Here is a 416-nt window from a genome sequence, read left to right as displayed (position 1 = left end):
AGTGGCTGTTTTCAAACAATTCTCCGGTACGTGGCTCGGCATAATTTTCTTTTCCTTCCCCGAGGTGAGAACTCTTTGCGTTACAAGCCGTCGAGGAATGCAAGAAGCTGGTCCTCGGGTACGAAGCGCATGGATTCTACCGGCTCAAGGGGTTTGAGCTTGGCAAGAGCCGCGATCTTGAGATCGATATGGGCATGCAGATAGGCCTGTGTGGTCAGGATAGACTCGTGCCCTAGCCATAGGGCGATCAGGGTGATATCGACGCCCGCCTGAAGCAACTCCATAGCCGCCGAGTGCCTCAGCACATGGGGTGTCACCCGTTTTTTGCGCAATGACGGGCATTGCTGCCGAGCGATCTTTACGTACTTGGCGAGCGGGAACTGGATGGCGTCGGAACTGAGGTGTCCACCGTGTAC

At 55.5% G+C, this 416-nt stretch carries 1 protein-coding gene; it reads right to left on the bottom strand.

The annotated features are described in order from the left end of the window. Positions 1-80 precede the first annotated feature (80 nt). Positions 81-416 (bottom strand): tyrosine-type recombinase/integrase (locus ACWGTO_RS33880; RefSeq protein ID WP_454579006.1); only part of this gene is annotated, 336 nt, incomplete at its 5' end.

It is taken from the genome of Mesorhizobium sp. PL10, assembly GCF_053714315.1.
The sequence above is the reverse complement of the archived record's forward strand: the minus strand, read 5'-3'. Positions and strand labels throughout refer to the sequence as shown.